Genomic DNA, 21130 nt, shown 5'->3' with positions numbered 1-21130 from the left:
CGCCGCGCCCAGGGCAAGACCGACCGAGAGATCAAGCGCTGCCTCAAGCGCTACATCGCCCGCGAGCTCTACCGCCGCCTCGAATCACCACCAGCAATGGCTTGACGCGTCATAGGAGCGTCGGCGCCGGTGGCCCGGGCCCCGGTTCCCTAGGCTCCGGCCCATGTCGAGCAGCGACGCCGCCGGGCGGACACCCCCGTTCCTCGACCTGGCCGCGCTGGAGGACCGGGCCCGGCGGTCGCTCCCCACCGACGTCCACGACTACTACGCCGGCGGCGCCGGGGCGGAGATCACCCTGGCGGAGGCGACGGCGGCCTGGCGGGCCTGGCGGCTGCGCCCGCGGGTGCTGCGCGGCGACATCGCGCCCGCGCTGGGCACGTCCCTGCTGGGCGCGGCGGTGTCCACCCCGGTCGCGGTCGCGCCGTGGGGGTTCCAGGCGATGGCCCACCCCGACGGCGAGCGCGCCACCGCCCGGGGCGCGGCCGAGGTCGGCGCGCTGATGACCGTGTCCACCAGTGCGAACACCGCGCTGGCCGACGTCGCCGCGGTCACCCCGGCCGGCCCGCGCTGGTTCCAGCTCTACCAGCTGCACTCCCCCGCCCACACCGACGACCTCGCCCGGCGGGCCGGTGCCGCGGGCTACGAGGCGCTGGTCCTCACCGTCGACGTCCCGGTGCTCGGCCGGCGGCTGCGCGACCTGCGCAACGGCTTCGACCTCCCCGCTCACCTGCCGATGGCCAACCACCCCGGGGTGGGCGGCGCGCCGGTGTCGATGCGGGCCGCCGAGTCGCCGGCGTGGGCCCTCGCCGACCTGGCCCGCCTCCGCGAGGTCTCGGGCCTGCCGGTGGTGGTCAAGGGCGTGCTCCGGGGCGACGACGCGGCCCGCTGCGTCGAGGCCGGCGCCGCCGCCGTCTGGGTGTCCACGCACGGCGGCCGGCAGGCCGACCCGGTCGTGGCCAGCGCCGACGCGCTGCCCGAGGTGGTCGACGCGGTGGCCGGCGAGGTCGAGGTCTACGTCGACGGCGGGATCCGGTCGGGCTCGGACGTGCTGGTGGCCCTGGCCCTGGGTGCCCGGGCGGTGTTCGTGGCGCGGCCCACGACCTGGGGGCTCGCGGCCGGCGGCGCCGACGGCGTGGCGCAGGTGCTGGGTGGCCTGACCGCGGAGCTGGCGCACACCATGGTGGTGTGCGGACTCGACGACGTGCGCTCGGTGCCCCGGGACACCGTAGTCCGGGCCGGGTCGCCGGCCCCCGTCGCACCCCGCTGAACGGCGCCCGGTGGTCGCCGGGGAACCCCGCCGACCACCGGCTGGACCGCGGCACGGCCGTCCGTCCAGCCCATCCGGTCACACCCGGCCCACCACCCCGACGAGTCCGCGTCGTTTCGTCCAGCCGGCCGGATCCGCTCCTAGACTCATCGATGTGGACACCGTCGTGACCGACCCCGCGGTCGGCCTGGTCCTCGAGGGGCGGTACCGCCTCGAGGAGCGCCTTGCGCGCGGCGGCATGTCCACCGTCTACGCCGCCACCGACCTGCGGCTGCACCGCACCGTCGCGGTCAAGGTGATGGCCGAGCACCTGGCCCACGACCCCGCCTTCGTCGACCGGTTCACCCGGGAGGCCCGGGCGACGGCGATGCTCAGCCACGTCAACGTCGTCTCCGTCAGCGACCAGGGCGCCGACCAGGGCCTGGTCTTCCTGGTGATGGAGCTGGTCCGCGGGCGCACCCTGCGCGACCTGCTGCAGGCCCGGGGCCGGCTCACCGTCGGCGAGGCCTTCGCGGTCCTGGAGCCGGTGCTCGCCGGCCTCACCGCGGCGCACCGCGCGGGCATCGCGCACCGCGACGTGAAGCCCGAGAACGTGCTGATCTCCACCGACGGCCAGGTCAAGGTCGCCGACTTCGGCCTCGCCCGCGCCGTCGCCGGCACCGGGCAGACCAGCCACACCGGCGGCGTGCTGATCGGCACCGTCGCCTACCTCTCCCCCGAGCAGCTCGAGCGGGGGCGCAGCGACGCCCGCAGCGACGTCTACGCCGCCGGGATCATGATGTACGAGCTGCTCACCGGGCATCCGCCGTACCAGGGCGACACGGCGCTGGCGGTGGCCTACCAGCACGTGCACCACGACGTCCCCCCGCCGTCGGCGGAGGTGCCGGGCGTGCCCTGGCAGGTCGACGAGCTGGTCACGCGGACGACGCGCCGCGAGCCGGCCGCCCGCCCGCTGGACGCCGGGGCCTTCCTCGCCGAGCTCGTCGACCTGCGGGCCGACCTCGGGCTGGCCCGGGTACCCGTGCCCACCGGCCGCACCACCGACACCCCGGGCGCGCTGCGCCCGACGAACCGGTCCACGACGCCGCGCCCCCGCGGGGCGAGCGCGCCGGGCCTGGGCCACAGCGAGCCGCGCACCGAGGTGCTCGGCGGGGGCCGCGCCCGCGGCACCACCGTGCTGCCCGGCACCGGCAGCGGCGCGACCACGCACGTGGGCGGCGCCCGCCCCGCCGCCCCGCGGCACCCGTCGGTCCGGCCGGGCGTGCCCCCGCACATCCGCCGCCGCCGGGCCCGGCTGGCCCTCGCGGTCGTGCTGCTGCTGGCGATCACCATCGGCGCGATCGGCTGGTGGCTCGGCAGCGGCCGGTGGACCGACGTCCCGGACCTGGTGAACCAGGACCGGGACACCGCCGTCGGGCTGCTGCAGGAGGCCGGGCTGGACCCCGTCTTCGGCGACGAGGTGTTCAGCGAGGAGCTGCCCGCGGGCACGGTGATCTCCGCCGACCCGGCCGACGGCGAGGCCATCCGCGGCAGCGACGTGACGTTGGTGCTCTCCAAGGGGCAGGAACGGTTCGAGGTCGACCCGGCGCTGGTCGGGCAGCCGTTCGACGCCGTCCAGGCCGCGCTGGCCGAGGTCCCGGTCGGCCTCACCGCGCGCGAGGAGTTCGACGACGCGCAGCCCGCCGGCACCGTGCTGCGCTTCGAGCCCGCCGCCGGCACCGACCTCAAGCGGAACGACGGCGTCGTGGCCGTGGTCAGCGCCGGGCGGGCCCCGGTGAAGGTGCCCGACGTGGTGGGCCTGAGCCCCGAGGCGGCGACCGCGAACCTGGAGGAGCGCGGCTTCACCGTCGAGCGGACCACCGGGCGCAGCGCCGCGGTCGACGCCGGTGAGGTGATGGCGGTCAGCCCCGGTCCCGGGGACGCCGCGCAGCGCTACGGCAGCACGGTGACGATCCAGGTCTCCGAGGGCGTGCCCCAGGTGACCGTGCCCGACGTCAAGGGCAAGTCCAAGGACGAGGCGACGGCGCTGCTCGCCCAGGCGGGGCTGAAGGCCGAGTCCACCCAGTTCATCGCGGGCGACCGCGTCTTCCAGCAGAGCCCCCGGGCCGGCGAGGTCGTCGACCAGGGCAGCACCGTCCGCATCCTCATCAGCTTCGGGTGACCTCTTCCTCGTGACCTCCCCCAGCACCACCCTGCCCACTCCTGCTTTGCCCTCAGGCGTGCTGCCGCCGATCGGGGCGCACATCCAGATCAAGGGCGGTCTGGCCCGCGGCGGACTGGCCTACACCGACGCCGTCGGCGCCCGCGCCGTCCAGGTGTTCGTCGGCAACCCGCGGGGCTGGAAGCCCAGCGCCGGGGACCCGGCCCAGGACGCCGCCTTCACCGCCGGCTGCGCCGAGCGCGGGGTGCCGTCGTTCATCCACACCCCGTTCCTGGTCAACGTCGGCTCGCCCAGCGAGGCGACCGTCGAGCAGTCGATCGCCACCATCCGGCACAACCTCGCGCGCGGCAGCCAGCTGGGCTGCGCCGGCGTGGTGGTGCACGCCGGCTCCGCGGTCGGTGCCGACCGCTACGAGGCGGCGCTGGCCCAGCTGCACGACCGGCTGCTCCCGGTGCTCGACGAGCTGCCCGAGGGCGCGCCCCGGCTGCTCATCGAGCCGACCGCCGGCGGCGGGAAGTCCCTCGCCGCCACGGTGGAGGACCTGGGGCCGTACCTGGCGGCCCTGGAGCACCACCCCGCGGTCGGGGTCTGCCTGGACACCTGCCACGCCTGGGCGGCCGGGCACGACCTGGCGTCCCCGGGCGGCATGACGGCGATGCTGGCCGCGCTGGAGGCGACCGTCGGCCCGGGCCGGCTGGGCCTGGTGCACGCCAACGACTCCCTGGACGCCCGCGGTTCCACCCGCGACCGGCACACCACCATCGGAGCCGGGTCGATCGGCGCCGCGCCGTTCGGTGAGCTGCTCACCCACCCGGCGCTGGCCGGCGTGCCGGTGGTCGTCGAGACGCCCAGCGCCGACGACGGGCACGCCCGCGACATCGCGCTGCTGTGCGCGCTGCGGGACGGCACGCCCCTCCCCGGCTGAGCCGGCCGTCGGCGAGTCGCGCGGACGCGGGGTCCCCGTTCGCCACAGCCCGCCGGCCGGGCAGCCCTCGCGGGCGGCCCGGCCGGCGTCGTCCCGGGGTCAGACGACCGCGCTGAGCACCCAGGCGATGAGGAAGCCCACCACGCCGATCAGCGTCTCCATGACCGTCCAGGTGCGCAGGGTGGTCTTGACGTCCATCTCCAGGAACCGTCCGACCAACCAGAAACCCGAGTCGTTGACGTGCGACAGGACGGTGGCGCCGCAGGCGATCGCGATGACCACCAGGGCGGTGTCCAGCCGGGACAGGTCGTTCTCCGCCACCGCCGGGGCGATCAGCGCGGCGGTGGTCAGCAGGGCCACAGTCGCCGAGCCCTGGGCCACGCGCAGGCAGGTGGCGATGACGAAGGCGGCCACGATGACCGGCAGGCCGATCGTGGCCAGGCTGTCGGCCAGCGCGGTGCCGATGCCGCTGGCCCGCAGCACGCCGCCGAACATGCCGCCGGCGCCGGTGATCAGGATGATCGCCGCGACCGGGCCGATCGAGGAGTTCAGCAGGTCCTCGGTCTCCGAGCGGGAGAACCGCTCCCGGCTGAGCACCACCGCGGCCACCAGCAGGGTGATCAGCAGCGCCACCGGCGTCTGGCCGAGCAGGGTCACCCAGTCCAGCCAGCCGGCGTCCCCGTCGACCGCCCCGGCCGTCGCCAGGGTGTTGAAGCCGGTGTTGAGCAGGATGAGCACCAGCGGCAGCAGCAGCAGCGCCAGCACGGTGCTGAACTTCGGCGGCCCGGTCCGGGTGGTGGTGTCGGTGGCCGTGCCGGCGGTCGCCGTGGCGGCGGCCGCGGTGGCCCCGCCGCCACCCGTGCCACCGCCGGCCGAGCCGCGGCCACCCGCGCCGCCGGCCGGGCCGTCCGGGTCGTCGAGGTCGGTGTCGACCCGGGGGTCGTCGGCCTCGGACTTGCGACCGGCCAGGGTGGCCGGGATCGCGACCTCGATCCGCCGGCCGCTCCACTGGCTGAACAGGTAGCAGGCGATGAACCAGGTGGGCAGGCCGATGACCAGCCCGACGACGACCAGGAGCCCGATGTCGGCGCCCAGGATGTCGCCGGCGCCGACCGGCCCGGGGTGCGGCGGCACGAAGGCGTGCATGACCGCGAAGGCACCCGCTGACGGCAGCGCGTAGAGCAGCACCGAGCCACCGAACCGGCGGGCGACGCTGAAGATGATCGGCAGGAAGACCACGAAGCCGGCGTCGAAGAAGATCGGGAAGCCGAACAGCAACGACGCCACGCCCAGGGCCAGCGGCGCCCGCTTCTCCCCGAACCGGTTGATCAGCGAGTCCGCCAGCACGGTGGCGCCGCCGGTGACCTCCAGCAGCTTGCCGATCATCGCGCCCAGCCCGACCAGCAGCGCGACGGCGGCCAGGGTCGAGCCGAACCCGGCCAGCATGGTGTCGATCACGTCCCCGATGGCGATCCCGGTCGCCAGCGCGGTCAGCAGGCTGACCAGCACCAGCGCCACGAAGGCGTGCACCTTGAACTTCATGATCAGGACGAGCAGCACGGCGACGGCGCCCACTGCGATCAGCAACAGCGGCGTGGTGCCCAGGGCGGGTTCGACTTCTGGCACGGGAGACCTCTTCGAGTCGACGACGACGCGGTCTCGACCGCGGGCGCGGACGAGGGCACCACTGTGGCAGTGGTGATCACCCGCGCGCGACCGCAGAAGCGACTCCGTCGGGACCCGGTGCGGCGTCGTCGGCCGGGGCCGTCTCCCGGCCCGGTGGACCAGTGCGCTGCGCCGTGCCCCGCGGCGCCGCCAGGAGCGACGACGCCGCTGCCGGCTCAGCGCCCGGCGAGCTCCCCGACGACCTGGGTGAGCACCTTCGCGGCCCGCTCCACCCCGGCCCGGTCGACGTCCAGGTGGGTGACCAGCCGGATGCGCCGACCGCTCACCTGACCGACCAGCACACCCTGCGCCCGCGCGGCGGCGGCGACCTCGGCAGCCGGCACGTCGTCGACGACGACCATGTTCGTCGGCACGCCGGCCGGGTCGACGCCGAGTCGCTCGGCCAGCGCCTGCGCGTGCGCGTGGTCCTCGGCCAGCCGCTGGAGGTGGTGGTCCAGGGCGTACAGCCCGGCGGCGGCGAGCACGCCGGCCTGGCGCATGCCCCCGCCCAGGCGCTTGCGCCAGAGCCGGCCGGCGGCGATCCGCTCGGCGTCGGCCACCAGCACCGAGCCGACCGGGGCGCCGAGCCCCTTGGACAGGCAGACCGAGGCGGTGTCGGCCAGCCGGCCGTAGGTCTCCAGGGGTACCCCGGAGGCGGCGTGCGCGTTCCAGATCCGGGCGCCGTCGAGGTGGACGGCGACGTCGTGCTCCCGCGTCCAGCCGAACAGCGCCTGCAGCTCGTCGAGGGGCTGGACCAGCCCGCCACCGCGGTTGTGCGTGTTCTCCACCGCGACGGCCGCCGTGGAGGTGACGTGCCAGTCGTCCTTCGGGCGGACCTGGGCGATCAGCTGGTCGGCGTCGAGCGGGCCACCGGTGACGACGGTGCGGCTGGCGAGCCCGAACAGCGCCGCGGCCGCACCCATCTCGTAGGTGAAGACGTGCGCGTCGGCGTCCCCGAGGACCTCCTGGCCGGGCTCGCAGACCAGCCGCAGGCCGATCTGGTTGCCCATCGTGCCGGAGGGGACGAAGAGCGCGGCCTCGTGCCCGAACAGGTCCGCGACCCGCTCCTCCAGGGCGTTGACCGTCGGGTCCTCGACGTAGACGTCGTCGCCCACCTCGGCCTCGGCCATCGCCCGGCGCATCCCGGCCGTCGGCCGGGTCACGGTGTCCGAGCGCAGGTCGACGGCCCCGTCGGTCGCGGAACCGGCCAGCTCAGCCACGCAGCATCTCGGTGACCAGGAACGCCAGCTCCAGGGACTGGCCGGTGTTCAGCCGCGGGTCGCAGGCGGTCTCGTACCGGCTGTTGAGGTCGGCGTCGCTGATCTCCATGGCCCCGCCCAGGCACTCGGTGACGTCCTCACCGGTGAGCTCGACGTGGATGCCGCCGGGCCAGGTGCCGAGCCCGCGGTGCACGTCGAAGAAGCCGAGCACCTCGTCGACCACCCGGTCGAAGTGCCGGGTCTTGTAGCCGGTCGGGGACTCGTGGGTGTTGCCGTGCATCGGGTCGCACTGCCACACCACCTGGTGGCCGCTGGCGGTGACCTTCTCCACGATGCCCGGCAGGACGTCGCGGATCTTGCCGTTGCCCATCCGGCTGATCAGCGTCAGCCGGCCGGGGACGCCGTCGGGGTCGAGCCGCTCGACCAGCTCGGTGGCCTGCTCCGGCGTCGTCGTCGGGCCGATCTTGACCCCGATGGGGTTGGCGAGCTTGGAGACGAACTCGATGTGCGCGCCGTCCATCTGCCGGGTGCGCTCCCCCACCCACACGAAGTGGGCGCTCAGCGCGTACGGGCGGCCCTCGTACATCCGCAGCAGGGCCCGCTCGTAGTCCAGGATCAGCGCCTCGTGGCTGCTGTAGAGCTCCACCCCGCGCAGCGCGTCGGAGTCGATGCCGCAGGCCTTCATGAACGCCAGGGCGCGGTCGATCTCCCGCGCGATCACCTCGTAGCGCACCCCGGCCGGCGAGGTGGCGACGAAGTCCTTGTTCCAGTCGTGCACCGCGTGCAGGTCGGCCAGCCCGCCCCGGGCGTAGGCACGGATCATGTTCATCGCGGCCGCGGAGTTCGCGTAGGCGCGCACCAGCCGGCCCGGGTCGGGGATGCGCTCCTCGAGGACCGGGTTGAGCGAGTTGACCATGTCGCCCCGGTAGGAGGGCAGCCCCAGGGCGTCGATGTTCGAGCTGCGCGGCTTGGCGTACTGCCCGGCGACCCGGCCGACCTTCACCACCGGCACGCTGGCGCCGTAGGTGAGCACGACCGCCATCTGCAGCAGGGTGCGGGTGGTGGCCTGCAGGTGCGGCTCGGTGTTCAGGTCGAAGGTCTCGGCGCAGTCGCCGCCCTGGAGCAGGAACGCCTTGCCCTGGGCGACGTCGGCCAGCTGCTGACGCAGGGTGTCGACCTCGGCCGGCGCGACGATCGGCGGGACCGTCGAGAGCGTGGACAGGACGGCGTCCAGCGCGGCGCGGTCGGGCCACTCCGGCTGCTGGGCGGCGGGCAGACCCCGCCACCGGTCCAGGTCCGGGACCACTTCCGCGGGTTCAGGCAGGCTCACAGGTCGAGGGTACGGCCCGCCGCACAGCTGCTGGGACGGGCGTCCTGCAGCGTGGGACACGGCCTCGTCACACCGGCGCTGGCTGTGCCGGGTGGGGCGGGTGGGACTGGTGGGACCCAACGAAACGAACGATCTCGTTTCAGGTCCCGAAGATCACGAGCGCTGCCGATGCACCAGGCAGCGGCGGGGTCCCACCCGCCCGGGGAAGCGGGCCAGGGGGCATCGTGCAGAGGGGCATCAGGACGAAGGTGGTCGCGCTCGCAGTGGTGAGCATCGCGGTCACCGGCGCGGCCATGGTGGGCGTGAGCAGCTGGCAGAGCAGCTCGTTCGCCGACGACGCGAAGGCCGACGTCGGGCAGCTGGTCGACGACAGCCTCAGCCGGATCACCGACGGCGTCTACGACGTCGTCTCCACCCAGGGCGACTCGACGAGCGCCAAGGTCGACAGTGACCTGCAGGTCGCCAACTACGTCCTGCAGCAGTCCGGTGGTCTCTCCCTGGGGACCGGTCCGGGTGAGGTCGTGGCGTGGGACGCCAAGAACCAGGTCACCAACGAGGTCACCCCCGTCGCGCTTCCCCGCGTCGAGGTCGGTGGCCGGTGGCTGGGCAAGAACGCCGACGTCGCCGTGCCCACCCCGGTGGTCGACCAGGTCCAGGCCCTGGTCGGTGGCACCGCCACGATCTTCCAGCGGATCAACCCCGCCGGGGACATGCTGCGGGTGGCCACCAACGTGGTCGGCGCCACCGGCAGCCGCGCCATCGGCACCTTCATCCCGGCCACCGGCGCCGGCGGCACCCCCAACGCGGTGGTCGCCTCGGTGCTGGCCGGGCAGACCTACCGCGGGACGGCGTACGTCGTCGACTCCTGGTACGTGACGGCGTACGAACCGCTGTTCGACGCCGCCGGCCAGGTGATCGGCATGATCTACGTGGGTGTGAAGCAGGAGAACCTGCCCGCGCTGCGGGAGAGCCTGCAGAAGACCAGCGCCGGGGAGAACGGCACGCTCTGGGTGCTCGGCGGCAGCGGCGACCGCGCCGGCACGGTGCTGGTCAGCGCGGACGGCAGCGCCGACGGCACCTCCCTGATGGAGGCGGCCGACGCCGACGGTCGGGCGTACGTCGAGGAGCTGGTGGCGAAGGCGGTGACGCTGCAGCCCGGTGAGCAGGCCACCGTCCGCTACCGGGACGCCGAGACGGGCACGCACACCGTGCAGGTCGCGTACTACCAGCCCTGGGACTGGGTGCTCGTCGTCGACGCGCAGGACAGCGACTTCGCCGGGCCGGTGGAGCGGATCGAGGACGGCCGGTCGTCGATGGTGACCGGGATGGTCGTCGCGGCGGTCGTGGTCGCGCTGGCCGGCGCCGCGCTGGCGCTGTGGCTGGGTCGCCGGCTCACCGAGCCGCTGCACGTGCTGCACCGGCGGATGGTCGAGATCGCCGACGGCGAGGGCGACCTGACGCAGCGGGTCGACGACTCCAGCCAGGACGAGGTCGGCGAGCTGGCCCGGGCGTTCAACCGGTTCGTGGACAAGGTGGCCGACACCATCCGCGACATCGGCAACTGCGCGGGGTCGCTGGCCATCTCCGCGTCCGGGGTGGCCCGGGTGGCCGACGGGCTGGGCGAGCGGGTCGCGCGGAACCGGGACCAGGCGCGGGACGCCTCCCAGGCGGCGTCCGACATCAGCTCCGGCGTCTCCTCCGCCGCGGCGGGTGCGGAGGAGATGGGCTCGGCGATCCGGGAGATCGCTCGCAGCGCGAGCGACGCCAGCAACGTCGGGCAGGGCGCGGTCGACCTGGCCGCCCGGACCGAGACGGCGATCGCGGCGCTGGGCACCAGCTCGGCCCAGATCAGCGACGTGGTGAAGGTGATCTCCGCCGTCGCCGAGCAGACCAACCTGCTCGCGCTCAACGCCACGATCGAGGCCGCCCGGGCCGGGGAGGCCGGCAAGGGCTTCGCCGTCGTCGCCACCGAGGTCAAGGAACTGGCGCAGGAGGCGTCGCGGGCCAGCGAGGAGATCCACCAGCGGGTGCAGTCGATCCAGGCCGACACCAGCGCCGCGGTGGGCTCGATCAGCCAGATCGTCGGGGTCATCCGGGAGATGAACGACCACCAGACCACGATCGCCAGCGCGGTCGAGGAGCAGACGGCGGTCACCAACGAGCTGTCCCGCAGCGTCACCTCGGTGGCCGACGGCGCGGGCTCGGTGACCGACGTGATGACCGAGGTGGCCGCGGACGTCGACCGGACGGCGGCGGACGTGGAGACCGCGCGCGCGTCGGCGCGCGAGCTGGACCAGCTCTCCGGCGAGCTGACCCGGCTGATCAACGTCTTCACGGTCTAGCGGCACGCCCCGCCGGGGGCCGTCGGCAGCGATCAGCTTCCGGCGGCCCCCGTCGCGTTCAGGGAGGACCCCGAGCGGGACCTCGACCCGGCCTCGCCGACCGTCACGTCGCGGTGGCCGCGATGACCTGCCAGCGGGTCAGGTTGTAGCGGGCGTCGACGAGGGCGTCGTGGGTGCCGGCGGGCTTCGGCGGGAGCGCGGGCTTCCCGGCGTCGTCCCACCGCTGCCGCAGCTCGCGGGTGAAGCGCGGGATCGGCCGGGGCAGGGCGGGCATCGCCCCCCAGAGCTGGCACAGCGCGACGTGGTCGTAGGCGGCGAACCAGGCCCACAGCTCGATCTCCTCCCCCGGCGCGGTGAGGAAGGACAGCAGGTCGTCCCGGATCCGCTCCCGGCTGCGCCAGGCCTTGTCGGCCGGCGGCGGCAGCTGGTCCAGCACGTTGCGGCGCACCCACGGGACGGCCCGGTCGGGGTCGAACTCGGTGCTCACCGCGTAGAACTCGCGGCCGGTCTCGTCGACCACGCCGATCGACACCAGGTCGATCGTGGTCCCGTCCTCGATGAACTCGGTGTCGTAGAAGTACCGGCGCACGCTCACGTCGTCACGGTAGAGGGACGCCGGCCGGTGGGCCCGGCTCCGGCCGGCTGCCCCGCCCCGCGAGGGCCTCCACCCGGCGGTCACCATCCGGCGACCGGGATCGGTGCCGGCAACGCGTACGGGACGGCGGCGAGGTCGGGCGGGCGGGCGAGTTCGATCCCCGGAGGGGTTTCCTCATGATCAGGGGGCGCGGACTCGGGCCACGTCTCGAACGTCGTCCACAGACCGCGTCTCGGCGCCGACGACGACCTGCCCCGACCGGGCCGGATTACCACCCGACGACCCACCGCCCTTCTGACCTGCGGCCCCCTGCCCCGGGCCGCAGCACGACGGACTCCGAGCCCGGCTCCCGATCGCCCGGGTGCCGAGTTCAGGGTCCCGTCGGCTCTCCCAGCTCCGTCGGCTCCGCCAGCAGGTCGCTGACCAGCTCCAGCGTCAGCTCGGGGAACCGCTCGGCCACTGCCGCTGCCATCAGGCGCTCCCCCTCGGGCTCGTCGAAGGCGCAGCGCTCGCGGGTGGCGGCGTCGGGCCACCGTGCGTAGGCCACCCACGTGCCGTCGTCCGCGCGGTGCAACCGCGAGCCGTAGCTGCCGCAGCGGGCGTGGATCGCACGGGTCACCCGCTCCCAGCCGTCCCGGAACTGCTCCTCGCTGCCCGGTCGCAACCGCCACCGGTAGACCACCGCGAACACCGGTCCTCCTCCCCCACGACGCCCCGTGCGCCTCCCGGCACCGGTCAGCCGGCCAGTGAACTGGGCAGGCGGTCGGCGGCCTCGGTCGGCGGCGGCTGCAGCCGGCCGATCACCTCGCGGGCGCTGGCGCCGGTGGAGTCCATCGACTTCTTGACCTTGGCGCCGTAGAGATCGACGTACTCCTGGCCGGACAGCTCCATGATCTCGTACATGATCTCGTCGGTGATCGACCGCTCGACGAAGCGGTCACCGGCCAGGCCGGCGTAGCGGGAGAAGTCCAACGGCTGGCCGAAACGGACGTCCACCCGGACGAACGTGCGGTTGATCTTCCGGCCGAGCCGGCCGGGGATGGGCAGGTCCCCGGGGCTGTAGGTCATCGCCACCGGGATGACCGGGGCCCCGGTCTCCAGCGTCATCCGGGCGACCCCGGTCTTGCCGCGGAACAGCCGCCCGTCGGGCGAGCGGGTGCCCTCGGGGTAGATGCCCAGCAGCTTGCCCTCACGCAGGATCCGGATGCCGGTGCGGATCGCGTTCTCGGCGGCGGAGGCGTCGGTGCGGTCGATGGGCACCTGACCGGTGCCGCCGAAGAACACCCGCTGCGCCCAGCCCTTGACGCCGGTGGCGGTGAAGTACTCCGCCTTCGCCAGGAAGGTCACCCGCCGGCGGACCGACATCGGCATGAAGATCCAGTCGGCGGCCGCCAGGTGGTTGCTGGCCAGGATGGCCGCACCGGTCCGCGGCACGTGCTCGGTACCGACCGGGTGCCACCGGAACAGCAGCCGGACCAGCGGCCCGACGGCCACGAACTTGAGGAACCAGTAGAACAACGCGCCTCCCTCAGCGGCTGTCAGACTAGGGAAGCGCCCAGCTCCGCGACAATCGGCGTCCCTCGGCTTTCCCCCGCTCCACCTGCACCACCTCGCCCGCTGCCCCACCGGAGGTCCGATGCGCCAGGCTCTCCCCCCGACCTCCGCCCCCCGGATGGCCGGCGCCGACCCGTTCGAGCTGCCCGGCGGCCCGGTCGGGGTGCTGCTGTGCCACGGCTTCACCTCCACCCCGCAGAGCCTGCGCGCCTGGGGCGAGCACCTGGCCGCGGCGGGCTTCACCGTGCACTGCCCGCTGCTGCCCGGGCACGGCACCCGCTGGCAGGACGCCAACGCCACCACCGAGGACGACTGGTACGGCGCGCTGTCCGCCGCGCTCGACGAGCTCACCGCCCGGTGCGCGACGGTCGTCGTCGCCGGGCTGTCCATGGGCGGGACGCTGGCGCTGCGGCTGGCCGAGCGCCGTCCCGACGACGTCGCCGCCCTGGTGCTGGTCAACCCCTCGCTGCTCACCGAGCGGCGCGACGCCAAGCTGCTGCCGCTGCTGGCCCGGGTCACACCCGCCTGGGCGCCGATCGCCAGCGACATCAAGAAGCCCGGCTGCACGGAGCTCGCCTACCCCCGGCTGCCCACCCGGGCAGTGCTCGGGCTGCGCCGGCTATGGCAGGCGACCCGCGCCGAGCTGGCCGCCGTCCGCGCCCCGCTGCTGGTCTTCCGCAGCGTCACCGACCACGTGGTCGAGCCGGCCTCCTCCCGGGTGCTGCTGGCCGAGGTCGGCAGCCCCGACACCACCGAGGTGCTGCTGCACGACAGCTGGCACGTGGCCACCCTGGACAACGACGCCCCCGCGCTGTTCGCCCACTCGGTCGAATGGATCCGCGAGCGGGTCGCGACGGCGAGCACCACGGAGCCGGCGCCGTGACCCTCCCCCGCCGCGGACGCGGCCGCCGGGACAACGGCCTGGACGCCCCGCTCTGGTACCCGCTGCGCGACGTGGACCCGCGGGTGGGCGAGCACCTGCTCGACGTCCTCGCCGCCGCCGGCATCGCCGCCTACCTGGAGCCGTCCACCGACGTCGCGCCGTACACGCGCAACGTCTACCTGCCCAGCCCGCCCTCGGACCGGCTGTTCGTCGACCGCGCCCGGCACCCGGAGGCGCGGGCCGTCGTCGAGCAGCACGCGGCGGAGCCGGCGACCGAGCCCGTCGCCGACCACCCGGCGCGCCGCCCCGGCCCGGTCACCGACGAGGACGCCGAGTTCGCCCGGATCGTCGCCGCCTTCGAGGCCGAGCACGGCCGCGCCGTCGTCGACGAGGAGCCGCGCGAGGACCCGCCGCCCCCGCCCAACGAGGTCTCGGTGCTCGACCTGCCGGAGGAGCACTACGAGCCGCCACCCCCGCCGCCGCTGCCGGTCCTCGCCCCGGCCTCGCTGACCGCGATGCTGCTCGTCGCGATCGGCGCGCTGCTGGTCATCGTCCCCGGCCGGCTGGGCCTGTCGCTCGAGGCCGGGCTGGTGTTCGGGGTCGCCGCCCTGGTCGGCGGGGTGGGCATCCTGGTCTCCCGGATGCGCGACCGGTCCGACGACGGCGACGACGGCGCGGTGGTCTAGCCGACCCATGAGCGCGGTGGTCCGAGGGTGGACCACTAGCGTCGCGGCATGAGCAGCCACCCGCACCGCATCGTGGTCGCACTGACCGGCCACCTGATGGACACCGGCGTCCTCGCCCGGGTGCTCGACGACGTCCTGGAGTACGGCGGCGACTACCGGATCGAGGCCCTCGAGCTCGGCCGCCAGCACGAGGACGAGTCCCGCGCGCTGGTCGAGGTCCGCGCCGGGGACACCGAACTGCTCGAGCGGATCGTCATGCGGCTGCAGGCCCACGGCGCCAACGCCGTCGACCCGGGGACGGCGACCACCCGCCCGGCGCCCGCGGATGGGGTCTTCCCCGAGGACTTCTACTCGACCACCAACCTGGACACCTTCGTCCGGCTGGACGGCGAGTGGCTGGGCGTCGACCGGGCGGAGATGGACTGCGGCCTCGTGGTGGCCACCGTCGCCGGCCGGCCGGTCGTGCGCACCGTGCCGGTCAGCGACGTGCGGGGCGGGGACGCCGTCGTCTGCGGAGCCGGCGGCGTGCGGGTGGAGATGACCCCGCAGGTGGCCCGGGGCGCGGAGGACGACTTCGGCTTCATGTCCTCCTCGGTCTCCAGCGAGAAGCCGCAGGCGCTGCTGGTGCGCCAGATCGCCGAGCGGATGCGGGAGGTGAAGGCGTCGGGCAAGCGGATCCTCTGGGTCGGGGGGCCGGCGGTCGTGCACACCGGCGCGGCACCGGCGATGGTCCGGCTGGTGCGCGCCGGCTACGTCGACGTCCTGTTCGCCGGCAACGCGCTGGCCACCCACGACATCGAGTCGGCGCTGTTCGGCACCTCGCTCGGCGTCGACCTCTCCCGGGGCGCCGGGGTGCCGCACGGCCACGAGCACCACATCCGGGCGATCAACACCATCCGCGCCGCCGGGTCGATCGCCGCGGCCGTCGAGTCCGGGGTGCTGACCGGCGGGGTGATGCACGCGATGGCGCAGGCCGGCAAGCCGTTCGTGCTGGTCGGCTCGGTGCGCGACGACGGCCCGCTGCCCGACGTGATCACCGACGTGATCGACGGTCAGCGGGCGATGCGCGGCCAGCTGCCCGACGTCGGCTTCGCCATCATGGTCGCCACGATGCTGCACTCGATCGCCACCGGGAACCTGCTGCCGGCGTCGGTGCCGCTGGTGTGCGTGGACATCAACCCGGCCACCGTCACCAAGCTCGCCGACCGGGGCAGCTCCCAGGCGATGGGCATCGTCACCGACATCGGCCTGTTCCTCGAGCAGCTGGCCCGCGAGCTGTGCTGATCGTCGGCCTCCCGGCCGACACCGCGACCAGCTGCCGTCCCCGGCCTGCGCCGAGCCGCTGACCGTGTCCCGCCCGGGGCCCCTCCGGGCCCCGCGGCCGACCCACCCGCCTCTCGGCGGCTACTCCTCGCCCTCGCACACCGCCCGGCGGACCAGGTCGGCGGCGCCGACCAGCCCGGCCTGCGCCCCCAGCTCGGCGGCGACCACGCGCGGGCCGGGGCGGAACCCGCGCCCCGGCAGCGCCCGCTCCAGCCGCTGCCGGGCCGGCCCGAGCACCGTCTCGCCGAGCACGCTCACCCCGCCGCCGATCACCACCACCTCGGGGTCCAGGACGGCGGACAGGTCGGCGATCCCCTGCCCCAGCCAGGAACCGACCTCCGCGAGCAGCTCCCCGGCCAGCGGGTCGCCCTCGGCCGCGGCCCGCGCGACGACCTCCCCGGTGATCCGCTCGAGGTCGCCGCCGACCCGGTCGATCAGCGCGGCAGCGGCCGCGGGTGAGTTCTGCGCGACCTCCCGGGCGGTGTGCCCCAGGGCGTTGCCGCTGGCGTACTGCTCCCAGCAGCCGCGGTTGCCGCAGGCGCACAGCCGGCCGTCGGGCACCACGCGCATGTGCCCCCACTCGCCGGCCACCCCGTGCGCCCCCCGCTGCAGCCGGCCGTCGATGACCAGCCCACCGCCGATGCCGGTGCCCAGCGTGATCATCACGACCAGGTCGCTGCTGCGGGCCGCCCCGTAGCGGTACTCGGCCCAGGCGGCGGCGTCGGCGTCGTTGCCCACCCACAGCGGGCGCTGCAGCCGCGCCGCGAGGTCCTTGCGCAGCGCCTGGTTGCGCCAGGCCAGGTGCGGGCTGAACAGCACGGTGTCCCCGGTGCGGTCGAACCAGCCGGCGGCGCCGACGCCGACGCCGACCAGCGGCCCGCCGTGGCGCTCGGCCAGCTCGTCGACGACGGCGGCGATCGCGTCCTCGGTGGCCGCGACCGACGCGCCGGGGGTGGCCCGGCGGGCGGTGTCCAGGATGGTGCCGTCAGCGGCGACGACGCCCCCGGCGACCTTGGTGCCGCCGATGTCGATGCCCAGCGCGGGCAGGTCGGCGGCGGGCAGGTCGGCGGCGGGCAGCTCGTCGGGCAGGGTGCGGTCGGGGGCGCTCACGCGACGTCGATCCGCTGGACACGGGCGGTGCGGGACTGCGGGTGGGGCACGGGCTCCTCGGTCGCGGGAGGGGCACCCGGTTCCCGGGCGCCGTCGTCGTGGGTGGTGGCGGGATCAGCGGCGTCGCCGCGCGGGGTGCCGCGGGCACCGGTACCGGCCTGGGCGCGCAGCGCCTCGCCCGCGGTGACGAGCAGGTCGGCGACGGCGTCGACCAGGTCCGGCCGGCGCCCGCGCACGGCGGCCAGGCCGGTGCACAGCGGGCACCAGCGGCAGTCGGCGTCGGCCGTCGCGTGGCCGCGGTCGGCCGTGCCGGTCGGCGCGCCACCGAGCAGCCCGCCGAGGGCCCCGGCCAGGTCGCCGGCCGCGGGGTGCTCGGCCGCCAGGCCGGTGACCAGGCGCCGGGCGTGGTCGATCCAGTCCTGCCCCGGGGCGGTCACGGTGTCTCCTCGGGATCGGTCGGGAGCAGGCCGGCGGGCCACTGCGCGGGGTCGGGGGTGAAGCGGACCGCGAGGGTGGCCCGCGGGGTGCCGGAGTCGTCCAGCGCCCCACCGGAGACGATGCACCGGCGCAGCAGCGGGTCCAGCGGGAACGACCGTCGCACACCGGCCGCGGTCACGACCAGGTCGTCCGCCCACCGGGTGAGCTCGACCTCTCCCCGCCGGGCGAAGGGCAGCCTCAGCTCCAGCAGCCACTCCCCCGCCGCCGAGCGGCTGGTGCGCGGCACCCCGGGCTGCGGCCGGGCGGGCGCGGCCGGCGCCGGGACGGCGGCGTCCAGGGCGGCCAGCTCGGCCGGGGTCCGCGGCCCGACGGCGGCCTCCGCGACCTCCCGGACACCCCCGGTCAGCTCGGTCAGCCGGCGCACCGCGTCGGCCTGCGCGGCGGTGCGCTCGGCCCACCAGCCGCCGGCGACCGTGTCACCGGCGACCGTGTCACCGGCGACCGTGTCACCGGCGGCCGTGTCACCGGCGACCGTGGGGAGCAGCCGGGCCGCCGTCACCGACGCGACCTGCTGCCCGAGCACCCCGAGGGCGGTGGCGGTGGACCGCAGCTCGTCGGCAGCGGTGGTGTCCGGCCGCAGCACCAGGTGCACCGCGGTGCGCGCCGGGTCGCCCAGCGGCACCCGGTCGACCAGCTGCTCCAGCCCCTCGGCGCTCGACAGGAGCCCGGCCAGGCCGTTCGGCCGCCCCGGCGCGGCCGCGGCGCGCAGGCCGGCGAGCACCCGCAGCCGGGTCGGTGCCAGCTGACCGAGCCACCAGCGCAGCGCGCCGGGCAGGGCCAGCAGGGAGAGCGCGGCGGGGGTCGGCCCCGCGTCGACGACCACGACGTCGAACCGGTCCGCGGCGGCGTGCCCGGCGAGCGCCGTGAGCAGCGCGAACCGGTCCACCCCCGGCACCGGGACGACCGACGTCGCCGGCGGGAGCGCGTGCATCGGGAGGAGGCCGGCCAGCTGGTCGACGTGCCGGGCCCACACCTGCTGCACCGCCGGCTGGGCCGCGACCACCTCCACGGCCACGGCGTCGGAGAGCCCGGCGGGGTGCGGTGCGCGGTCGGTCAGCAGCAGGCAGCGGGTGCCGGTCGCGGTCAGCTGGAGCGCGGTGGCCGCGGCGACGGTGGAGCTGCCGGCCCCACCGGGCCCGGTGACGAGGAGGATCTGCACCTCAGCCCTCGACGCGCTTCTTGAGCTCCTTGAGCGCGGTGTCCAGGATGACCTTCTCCGCCCGGCGCTTGATCAGCCCGAGCATCGGGATCGACAGGTCGATGGTGATCGAGTACGTCACCGTCGTCCGGCCGCCGCTCTCGACCAGGGTGTAGGAGCCGTCCTGCTGCTTCTGCATCTGGCCGTGCACCAGGGTCCAGTGCACGGAGCGGTCGTCGTCCCAGGTGTAGGCCAGCTCGTAGTCGTCGCTGACCGGCCCCGCGTCGATGACGAAGTGCACCCGGCGGGCGCGGCCGTCGGGCCCGGGTTCGAGCACCTCGACGGTCTTCGCCGCGGCCACCCACTGCGGGTACGACGGGAAGTCGGCGATCACGGCCATCACCTGGGCCGCGGGCGCGTCGACGACGATCGACTGGGTGGACTGGTCGGCCATGCGCCGGAGGGTAGTCGCCACCCGGAACGCCCCGGGGTCGTGACCGGCCCGGCTCCGCCGATCCGGGGCTCGTCGCACTGCTGCAGGGCGGTTGACCGGACTAGATTGGTCCACCGACCCAGCGTCCGGGTCCGGGAGGCGACGGCGCCCCCCGCCCGGGCGGGGCAGAGAGGACCGGCGTGCGCGAGCTGAGCGTTCCCCCCACCGCCACCGTGGGGCCCGATGACGCCCTGTCGGACATGGTCACCCGCAACGCGGCCGAGCACCCGCACGACGTGGGGCTGCGCCGGCAGGTCGACGGCGAGTGGCAGGACGTCACCTGGGCCCAGTTCGCCGACGAGGTCGCCGGTGTCGCCAAGGGCATGGTGGCCGCCGGGATCAACCCGGGCGACCGGGTGGGCCTGCTGGCCCGCACCCGGTACGAGTGGACCGTCCTGGACTACGCGATCTGGACCGCGGGCGCCGTCGTCGTCCCCGTGTACGAGACGTCCAGCCCCGACCAGATCTCCTGGATCCTCACCGACTCCGGCGCCCGGGGGATCTTCGTGGAGAGCCGGCGGCACGCCGCCGACGTCGAGTCGGTGCGCAGCGACGCGCCGGACCTCGGCCCGGTGTGGGTCATCGACGACGGCGCGCTCGACCAGCTGACCACCGCCGGGGCGGACGTCCCGGACGACGAGCTGGCGGCCCGCCGGCAGACCCTCGGCGCGGACAGCCTGGCCACGCTGATCTACACCAGCGGCACCACCGGGCGACCCAAGGGCTGCGAGCTGACCCACGGCAACTTCCTGTTCGAGGTGCGCAACGGGATCACCCTGCTGGACCGCTTCATCAACCCCGACGGCTCGATGCTGCTGTTCATCCCGCTGGCCCACGTGCTGGCCCGGGTGCTGCAGGTGGGCGCCATCGACGCCCGCACGGTCGTCGGGCACACCCCCGACATCGTCGACCTGGTGGGCGACCTGGGCCGCTTCCAGCCGACCTTCGTGCTCGCCGTCCCCCGGGTGTTCGAGAAGGTCTACAACGGCGCGAAGGCCAAGGCCGAGGGCGACGGCAAGGGCAAGATCTTCGACCGGGCCGCGCAGGTCGCCGTCGACTGGTCCCGCGCGCAGGACACCGGCGGCCCCGGCCTGGCGCTGCGGCTGCAGCACGCGCTGTTCGACCGGCTCGTCTACGGCAAGCTGCGGGCCGCCCTCGGCGGTCGCTGCGCCGGCGCCGTCTCCGGCGGCGCCCCGCTCGGTGAGCGGCTGGGCCACTTCTTCCGCGGCCTGGGCGTGACGATCTACGAGGGCTACGGCCTCACCGAGACCACGGCGGCCGCCGCGGTCAACCACGACGCCGCCATCCGGATCGGCACCGTGGGCCGGCCGCTGCCCGGGGTCGACGCGGCCATCGCCGAGGACGGCGAGGTGCTGCTCCGCGGGGGCATCGTGATGCGCGGCTACTGGCGCAACGAGCAGGCCACCCGCGAGGCGATCGACGCCGACGGCTGGTTCCACACCGGCGACCTCGGCGAGCTCGACGAGCAGGGGTTCCTCCGGATCACCGGCCGGAAGAAGGAGATCCTGGTGACCGCCGGCGGCAAGAACGTCGCCCCGGCGGTGCTGGAGGACCGGCTGCGGGCGCACAAGCTGGTCAGCCAGTGCATCGTCGTCGGCGACCAGCGGCCGTTCATCGCCGCGCTGGTCACCCTGGACGCCGAGGCGCTGCCGACCTGGCTGAAGAGCCGTGGGAAGGACGAGTCGCTCACCGTCGCCCAGCTGCGCGACGACGCCGACCTGCTGGCCGAACTCGACACCGCGGTCGCCGACGCCAACAAGGCGGTGTCGCAGGCCGAGGCGATCAAGAAGTACCGGGTGCTCGCCGAGGACTTCACCGAGGCCAACGGCACCCTCACCCCGAGCCTGAAGCTCAAGCGCGCCGTGGTGATGAAGGAGTTCGGCGACGAGGTCGAGGCGATCTACCAGAAGTAGCCGCCC

General features: G+C 74.9%; 18 protein-coding genes. 8 read left to right on the top strand and 10 right to left on the bottom strand.

Annotated features, from left to right (window positions below):
• Nucleotides 1-163: 163 nt before the first annotated feature.
• The 3 genes from ACI79U_RS13235 to ACI79U_RS13225 all read left to right on the top strand — a co-directional run bounded on the left by ACI79U_RS13235 (nt 164) and on the right by ACI79U_RS13225 (nt 4353).
• Nucleotides 164-1267, top strand: coding sequence for an alpha-hydroxy acid oxidase (locus ACI79U_RS13235; RefSeq protein WP_457068650.1), 1104 nt, complete (start codon nt 164-166; stop codon nt 1265-1267).
• A gap of 154 nt (nt 1268-1421) precedes the next feature.
• Nucleotides 1422-3428, top strand: a complete 2007-nt coding sequence (locus ACI79U_RS13230) for a PASTA domain-containing protein (RefSeq protein ID WP_457068652.1) — start codon at nt 1422-1424, stop codon at nt 3426-3428.
• 10 nt (nt 3429-3438) lie between these two features.
• A complete protein-coding gene (locus tag ACI79U_RS13225) occupies nt 3439-4353 on the top strand; it encodes a deoxyribonuclease IV (protein WP_457068654.1) in 915 nt (304 codons plus the stop codon).
• Between the two features lie 99 nt (nt 4354-4452).
• Here the strand turns inward: ACI79U_RS13225 and ACI79U_RS13220 are convergent, their stop codons facing one another.
• The 3 genes from ACI79U_RS13220 to ACI79U_RS13210 all read right to left on the bottom strand — a co-directional run bounded on the left by ACI79U_RS13220 (nt 4453) and on the right by ACI79U_RS13210 (nt 8568).
• Entirely contained in the window at nt 4453-5979 is a 1527-nt protein-coding gene (locus ACI79U_RS13220; protein ID WP_457068656.1) for a GntP family permease, read from the bottom strand.
• Nucleotides 5980-6194: 215 nt separating this feature from the next.
• The gene (locus ACI79U_RS13215) at nt 6195-7238 is read right to left on the bottom strand and encodes a threonine aldolase family protein (RefSeq protein WP_457068658.1); all 1044 of its coding nucleotides are present in this window, start codon (nt 7236-7238) and stop codon (nt 6195-6197) included.
• A complete protein-coding gene (locus tag ACI79U_RS13210; RefSeq protein ID WP_457068660.1) occupies nt 7231-8568 on the bottom strand; it encodes a 3-deoxy-7-phosphoheptulonate synthase class II in 1338 nt (445 codons plus the stop codon). The genes ACI79U_RS13215 and ACI79U_RS13210 overlap by 8 nt, the downstream gene beginning before the upstream one ends.
• Before the next feature lie 248 nt (nt 8569-8816).
• Between ACI79U_RS13210 and ACI79U_RS13205 the strand changes: the two genes are divergently transcribed.
• Complete coding sequence (locus ACI79U_RS13205) at nt 8817-10910, top strand: methyl-accepting chemotaxis protein (protein ID WP_457068662.1); 2094 nt, start codon at nt 8817-8819, stop codon at nt 10908-10910.
• Between the two features lie 103 nt (nt 10911-11013).
• Here the strand turns inward: ACI79U_RS13205 and ACI79U_RS13200 are convergent, their stop codons facing one another.
• The 3 genes from ACI79U_RS13200 to ACI79U_RS13190 all read right to left on the bottom strand — a co-directional run bounded on the left by ACI79U_RS13200 (nt 11014) and on the right by ACI79U_RS13190 (nt 13023).
• A complete protein-coding gene (locus tag ACI79U_RS13200) occupies nt 11014-11505 on the bottom strand; it encodes a polyadenylate-specific 3'-exoribonuclease AS (RefSeq protein WP_457068664.1) in 492 nt (163 codons plus the stop codon).
• A 370-nt stretch (nt 11506-11875) separates the two neighbouring features.
• Nucleotides 11876-12196 (bottom strand): antibiotic biosynthesis monooxygenase, encoded by a 321-nt coding sequence (locus ACI79U_RS13195; RefSeq protein WP_457068666.1) that lies wholly within the window; start codon nt 12194-12196, stop codon nt 11876-11878.
• Nucleotides 12197-12240: 44 nt separating this feature from the next.
• The gene (locus ACI79U_RS13190) at nt 12241-13023 is read right to left on the bottom strand and encodes a lysophospholipid acyltransferase family protein (protein WP_457068668.1); all 783 of its coding nucleotides are present in this window, start codon (nt 13021-13023) and stop codon (nt 12241-12243) included.
• Nucleotides 13024-13141: 118 nt separating this feature from the next.
• On the opposite strand from ACI79U_RS13190, the gene ACI79U_RS13185 reads away from it, so the two are divergent.
• The 3 genes from ACI79U_RS13185 to ACI79U_RS13175 are packed head-to-tail and all read left to right on the top strand — an operon-like array spanning nt 13142 to nt 15912.
• A complete protein-coding gene (locus tag ACI79U_RS13185; RefSeq protein ID WP_457068670.1) occupies nt 13142-13942 on the top strand; it encodes an alpha/beta hydrolase in 801 nt (266 codons plus the stop codon).
• The gene (locus ACI79U_RS13180) at nt 13939-14628 is read left to right on the top strand and encodes a hypothetical protein (RefSeq protein ID WP_457068672.1); all 690 of its coding nucleotides are present in this window, start codon (nt 13939-13941) and stop codon (nt 14626-14628) included. Before ACI79U_RS13185 ends, ACI79U_RS13180 begins: the two co-directional genes overlap by 4 nt.
• A 48-nt stretch (nt 14629-14676) precedes the next feature.
• The gene (locus tag ACI79U_RS13175; protein WP_457068674.1) at nt 14677-15912 is read left to right on the top strand and encodes an ornithine cyclodeaminase, nickel-pincer nucleotide-dependent; all 1236 of its coding nucleotides are present in this window, start codon (nt 14677-14679) and stop codon (nt 15910-15912) included.
• A gap of 120 nt (nt 15913-16032) precedes the next feature.
• Here the strand turns inward: ACI79U_RS13175 and ACI79U_RS13170 are convergent, their stop codons facing one another.
• From ACI79U_RS13170 to ACI79U_RS13155, 4 genes are read right to left on the bottom strand one after another with little or no spacing between them, the layout of a single operon-like run.
• Nucleotides 16033-17061: an ROK family protein gene (locus ACI79U_RS13170; protein WP_457068676.1), complete on the bottom strand. Its 1029-nt coding sequence runs from the start codon at nt 17059-17061 to the stop codon at nt 16033-16035.
• Complete coding sequence (locus ACI79U_RS13165) at nt 17058-17498, bottom strand: hypothetical protein (RefSeq protein WP_457068678.1); 441 nt, start codon at nt 17496-17498, stop codon at nt 17058-17060. Before ACI79U_RS13165 ends, ACI79U_RS13170 begins: the two co-directional genes overlap by 4 nt.
• Complete coding sequence (locus ACI79U_RS13160; protein WP_457068680.1) at nt 17495-18718, bottom strand: ArsA family ATPase; 1224 nt, start codon at nt 18716-18718, stop codon at nt 17495-17497. The genes ACI79U_RS13165 and ACI79U_RS13160 overlap by 4 nt, the downstream gene beginning before the upstream one ends.
• 1 nt (nt 18719) lies before the next feature.
• A complete protein-coding gene (locus tag ACI79U_RS13155) occupies nt 18720-19151 on the bottom strand; it encodes an SRPBCC family protein (RefSeq protein ID WP_457068682.1) in 432 nt (143 codons plus the stop codon).
• A 179-nt stretch (nt 19152-19330) separates the two neighbouring features.
• On the opposite strand from ACI79U_RS13155, the gene ACI79U_RS13150 reads away from it, so the two are divergent.
• Nucleotides 19331-21124, top strand: a complete 1794-nt coding sequence (locus ACI79U_RS13150; protein ID WP_457068684.1) for an AMP-dependent synthetase/ligase — start codon at nt 19331-19333, stop codon at nt 21122-21124.
• Nucleotides 21125-21130: the final 6 nt, after the last annotated feature.

This window comes from Modestobacter sp. SYSU DS0904 (assembly GCF_054051115.1).
The sequence above is the reverse complement of the archived record's forward strand: the minus strand, read 5'-3'. Positions and strand labels throughout refer to the sequence as shown.

What these genes read in the sequence shown, in the direction of transcription:
- ACI79U_RS13235 (WP_457068650.1), top strand. Translation starts at nt 164, where the DNA reads ATGTCGAGCAGCGACGCCGCCGGGCGGACACCCCCGTTCCTCGACCTG.
- ACI79U_RS13185 (WP_457068670.1), top strand. Translation starts at nt 13,142, where the DNA reads ATGCGCCAGGCTCTCCCCCCGACCTCCGCCCCCCGGATGGCCGGCGCC.
- ACI79U_RS13175 (WP_457068674.1), top strand. Translation starts at nt 14,677, where the DNA reads ATGAGCAGCCACCCGCACCGCATCGTGGTCGCACTGACCGGCCACCTG.
- ACI79U_RS13155 (WP_457068682.1), bottom strand. Translation starts at nt 19,151, where the DNA reads ATGGCCGACCAGTCCACCCAGTCGATCGTCGTCGACGCGCCCGCGGCC.